This window comes from Lancefieldella parvula, assembly GCF_963530955.1.
In the GTDB taxonomy this organism is placed as follows: domain Bacteria; phylum Actinomycetota; class Coriobacteriia; order Coriobacteriales; family Atopobiaceae; genus Lancefieldella; species Lancefieldella parvula_A.
In genome coordinates this window covers 1-4741 of record NZ_CAUSFQ010000094.1, presented here as the reverse complement: position 1 = coordinate 4741, position 4741 = coordinate 1, and the positions used below count along the sequence as shown (strand labels likewise).

5 protein-coding genes and 1 pseudogene are annotated in these 4741 nt (G+C 45.2%); all 6 read right to left on the bottom strand.

Annotated features, from left to right (window positions below):
* Positions 1–23: 23 nt before the first annotated feature.
* The gene (locus RWJ43_RS05985) at positions 24–659 is read right to left on the bottom strand and encodes a DNA-processing protein DprA (protein ID WP_314008942.1); all 636 of its coding nucleotides are present in this window, start codon (positions 657–659) and stop codon (positions 24–26) included.
* A 2-nt stretch (positions 660–661) separates the two neighbouring features.
* Entirely contained in the window at positions 662–2158 is a 1497-nt protein-coding gene (locus RWJ43_RS05980) for a YifB family Mg chelatase-like AAA ATPase (RefSeq protein ID WP_314008940.1), read from the bottom strand.
* On the bottom strand, positions 2155–2673 hold the full coding sequence (locus RWJ43_RS05975) for a YraN family protein (protein ID WP_314008938.1): 519 nt from the start codon (positions 2671–2673) through the stop codon (positions 2155–2157). Before RWJ43_RS05975 ends, RWJ43_RS05980 begins: the two co-directional genes overlap by 4 nt.
* Before the next feature lie 212 nt (positions 2674–2885).
* Entirely contained in the window at positions 2886–3659 is a 774-nt protein-coding gene (locus RWJ43_RS05970) for a ribonuclease HII (RefSeq protein ID WP_314008936.1), read from the bottom strand.
* Between the two features lie 74 nt (positions 3660–3733).
* Positions 3734–4075, bottom strand: coding sequence for a 50S ribosomal protein L19 (rplS, locus tag RWJ43_RS05965; RefSeq protein ID WP_035427471.1), 342 nt, complete (start codon positions 4073–4075; stop codon positions 3734–3736).
* A 113-nt stretch (positions 4076–4188) separates the two neighbouring features.
* A pseudogene (locus RWJ43_RS05960) lies at positions 4189–4741 on the bottom strand (deoxyguanosinetriphosphate triphosphohydrolase); the annotation flags it as partial.

Genomic DNA, 4741 nt, shown 5'->3' with positions numbered 1-4741 from the left:
ACCAGTGACTTCTAGCTCAAGATTTAAGAATTGGATGTCTCATCAGGAATAATTTGAGCCCCTTCAGAGATGAGTCTATTCGTACCAGCAGAAGCAGGAGAAAAGATAGACCCGGGTATTGCATAAATAGTTTTACCAAGAGAGTTGGCAAACTCAGCAGTGCTCATGGTGCCTGAACAAAGCCCTGCTTCCGTTACCAAGAGCACTTTACCTAATGCTGCAATAACCGCATTTCTTCTAGGAAAGGCATAGCGTCTAGGAGGCGTTCCCCACCTGTCTAGAGAAATGACTGCTCCCCTTCCTTCTCGTGCTGCTTCAAAAAGCTCTGAAGAGGTAGTTGGATATGTCACATCTGCACCACAGCCTGCCACTACAACAGTCTTTCCACCAGCATTAAGAGAAGCCATACCCGCCCTATAATCGCAGCCAAGAGCTCCGCCAGATACCACCACAATATTATTATCAGCGGCGCATCTGCCAGCCATTTCTGCAATTGCCATGCCGTATGGGGTGGCCCTACGAACCCCAATTACAGACATACAAGGTTGCTGCAAAACGCTCCTATCCCCCATTCCATAGATAATTTCAGGCGGATGATTGAGTAGTAGTAATTCTTTTGGATAGTCCTCATCTTCTGATGAAATCTCCCATCTCTCCATTGCTACTCCAAAGAACGAGACCTATAGGCAACTGCCTCAGATACGTCGTCTTTTGTCACTTTTTCATGATGAGCAATATCTGCGATAGTCCTTGCAACCCTGCAGGTACGCGTTATTGCTCTACCTCCTAAATGAAGTCCACGAGCAAATCTATGTAGCAGCTGCAATGCCGATTCATCAAAGCTCTCCACGTACTTTTGGCGAGAAGTGCCATCTACTCCACGGGTTTCTCGCCAAGAAGCAAAGTCTCTGCCAGAAACAACAAGTGAGCGCATACCTGCTGAAGTGAGTCCTAGCTCACCTTGAATTACTCGATCAGAAGAAGGTCGAGCTACATCACACACAATATCTAGTCGATCCATTAAAGGTCCTCCAATTTTTGATTGATACGTAGAAATCTTTCCTGGAGAGCACTTGCAGGTGTGAGTTTTATCTCCAAAGTATCCGCAGGGACAGGGATTAGCTGCAGCGATGAGCTGGAACTGAGAAGGAAACTTATAGATGCCATCCACTCGCGCGAGACGTACATATCCATCTTCGATTGGCTGACGTAAAACCTGCAACGTATTAGATGCAAACTCGGGCAGCTCATCTAAAAACAGCACGCCTTTATGGGCAAGAGAAATTTCGCCTGGGATGACAGGTCTGCCACCTCCAATCATGCCTGCTACAGAAGCTGAATGATGAGGAGACCTAAAGGGACGTACGCCTGCTTGAATAGAATCTGTTTCACACCCCGCTACAGAATGTATGAGCAATACCTCATCACGCTCTTCTTTAGAGAGCTCTGGGAGGATAGTTGGAATTCTTTTAGCAAGCATGGTTTTACCTGCACCTGGCGGGCCAATCATGAGCATCCCCAGGTTTCCTGTAGCTGCGATTACGATAGCTCGCTTGACTAATTCCTGGTCAATCACCTCTTCAAAGTCTAAATTCTCGCTGAGCATAGCTGTTTCAACAGAATGCTTACGCTGAACCAATGGCTTACAGAATGATTGATCTCTTAAACTCAAATTTAGCAATGATTGAATTCCTATGACGTGACTCCAGTCAGAACCAAACAAATTGCAATCTGAAGAGGAGATTAGTTTCATTCCCAGTTTCTTAGCAAGCATTGCATACGCTGCCATACCTCTCACTGAAGAGATCTTGCCGTTTAATGAGAGTTCTCCAACAAACAGCCTGTTATGCACAATCTCTTGAGGAATCTGTCCAGTAGCTGCAAGAATAGCAACGGCTATAGGCAAATCAAATCCAGTACCTGTCTTCTTTATATCCGCAGGCGTCAAATTGATTGTTACCAACAATCGAGGGATGGTAAAACCAGCAGCTTTTAGTGAGCAGCGCACACGAGAACGAGATTCCATAATGGAGCTGTCAGGCATTCCTACGATGGTTATTCCAGGTATGCCGCCTGAAATACCCACTTCTACATCTACAGGTATTGCCTCAATTCCTCTAAGAGTTGCGGTATGAACGCAGATGGTTGCTTGACTCATTGCTCGTCCCAGCTAAATGCTCCAATTAAATGCCTTAGGCTTGCTGTGCTTGGAGCTACTAGATTAATAGCAACAACATCAAATCTAATAGAGGTAAGTGCTGGATGAAGCGCTGCATACATAAGCGCAAGCGTTCTGTATTTTTCCTGCTTTGCCCTATTTACAGCCAGCTCAGGCATGATGCTATCGTCTTTGTTCAAAATACGTCTAGTCTTTACCTCAACAAGCACAACGTTATCGTCATCTTGAGCAACAATATCAACCTCACCAATCTGACACGTCCAGTTAGTTTGGATAATTTTGTAGCCTCTTTTGATGAGGTATTTTGCTGCAATCTCCTCGCCTTTCTCGCCAATTTGGCGAGAAGACATCTCTTCTAGCGGAATTCTGCTTTCTTGTGCGTCATCCTCTTCAGAAACCTTGTCCTGATCTTTTGGCTCCTCCTGTGGTGAGGGTTTCTCCTCTACCTCATTAGGCAAAGAACCTGGATACTTGCTTGTGTCTTTCTTGCTCATAACTCTCCTTTCATAGTGGGAGAGTTCAGTTTGCAGGAGCACTTTGACACTAACTTGACTGCTGTCTGTCTAAACAGCGTAATGATTCTGACGAAAGTAAAAAATTTGATATTACGGGCTTGCGGTTATAGAAAAAGCCCGTTCAATCCTCTTAGAATGAACGGGTCCCTGTTTGCGTCTGAAAGTTAATCTGATTGCTTAAATTGGATGTATTAAAACAGTCTTTGCGTCTTAACAAAGTTTCCACAAAACGACACACGATGTATAGGAGAAAGTCCCATCTCACCAATAGCTTCAATGTGTTCAGCAGAGGCATATCCTTTACATTCTGCCAGGTGATAGCCGGGGTACTCCTCGTCATAGGCCACCATAAGAGCATCTCTTGTTACCTTTGCCACAATTGAAGCGGCGGCAATAGAAGCAATGCGTGCATCACCCTTAACAAGAGTCTTTTCTTTGGGGTGGATATGCATAGGATTTCCATCAATCAAGACGCATTCAGGCTCAATACCTGTGTTTTTGACAGCTTGTAACATAGCGTCTCTTAGACACTGTGCCATACCAACTTCATCAATCCTTTGAGGCGCAATATGAGCAATACCAATTGCTGTAGCAATTTCTTGAATTTGCTCTGCAAGAATCTCTCGCTTTGTTGCAGTTAATTTTTTTGAGTCGTTTAGTCCGTAAATAATAGGCTCATCAGGCAGACATACCGCACAAACCGTTAAAGGACCAGCTACAGAGCCTCTGCCAACCTCATCAACACCAACAACCAGTCCGCCTCCAGAAAGCTCCTTCTGAAAGCGATACATTTCTTCTACACGGACCTTCTCGGCATGTTCTTTTTCAATACGCTTTTTAGCTGATTCCAACGCCTTGATAACTTGTTTACGAGGGTCTTCACTATAACGAGCTATAAGTTCGTATACCTCAGCCTCTGGGGCATCGCTTAAACGAGCAATTATGTCTTTTGCAGAATCAGCCATGTTTTCTCCAAACCACATGACAATGGTACTAAAAAAGCCGCCCGGAGGCGGCTTTAAAGAGCATATGAAGTTGATTAGCGCTTCTCGCGAAGACGAGCTGCCTTACCAACACGATCGCGCAGGAAGTAGAGCTTAGCGCGGTGAACAACACCGTGGCGAAGAACCTCAAGCTTAGCAATCTTTGGTGAGTGAAGTGGGAAAGTACGCTCAACACCAATGCCGAAGCTGATCTTACGAACGGTAAAAGTCTCACGGGAACCCTCGCCGGAAAGACGAATGATGTCACCCTGGAAGACCTGCTCACGAGTACGGTCACCCTCGACAATACGATAGTGAACCTTTACGTTGTCACCAACGCGGACCTCAGGAATGTCCTCGCGGATCTGCTGACGCTCAATAGCGCGAATGTAGTCCATTGTTTCCTCATCTCTAGAGGTGCCGACGCCCCTGCGAACGACACATAGTTAACACACAGACGAAAAGTATACGTGAATACTTTCCACTGTACAAGGGTTAGTTTGGATAAAACTTACTTTACATATCTCCTTTTACCCCAGGAACGTGGCAAGCGAAGATCTTCAAACACTCTGGTTGCATATCTATCGGTCATACCAGACACGTAATCTGCTACTTGGATTTCTGGATGATCGAAGTCATGACACTTGTATTCTGCAGGAACCTCATCTAAATGGTTAACAAAGTAATCAAACAGCTCAATGATGAGGTCATATGCCTTGGGCTCTTCGTATTTTGCGTCTCCTGATGCGTACAGATTAGCAAACAGGAATGCTCTCATGGTCATCATGGCGCCCCACATAGAGTCGGTCATTTTAATGTCACCTACGCGAGAACTCTCGGAGACAATATCATGAATCATGTTTTCAATGCGCTCAGGTGAGCTATTTCCAAGAACCTCTCGAGCTTCAGTTGGGAGATACTCCTCCGAAAGAAGTCCTGCTCGTTTTGCGTCATCAATATCGTGCGTTACATACGCAATGCGGTCCGAAATGGCAACAATTCTTCCTTCTGCTGTTTCTGCACGTAGATTACCTGAATGGCATCTAATACCATCAATAACCTCA

What these genes read in the sequence shown, in the direction of transcription:
- RWJ43_RS05985 (WP_314008942.1), bottom strand. Translation starts at nt 659, where the DNA reads ATGGAGAGATGGGAGATTTCATCAGAAGATGAGGACTATCCAAAAGAA.
- RWJ43_RS05980 (WP_314008940.1), bottom strand. Translation starts at nt 2,158, where the DNA reads ATGAGTCAAGCAACCATCTGCGTTCATACCGCAACTCTTAGAGGAATT.
- RWJ43_RS05975 (WP_314008938.1), bottom strand. Translation starts at nt 2,673, where the DNA reads ATGAGCAAGAAAGACACAAGCAAGTATCCAGGTTCTTTGCCTAATGAG.
- RWJ43_RS05970 (WP_314008936.1), bottom strand. Translation starts at nt 3,659, where the DNA reads ATGGCTGATTCTGCAAAAGACATAATTGCTCGTTTAAGCGATGCCCCA.
- rplS (WP_035427471.1), bottom strand. Translation starts at nt 4,075, where the DNA reads ATGGACTACATTCGCGCTATTGAGCGTCAGCAGATCCGCGAGGACATT.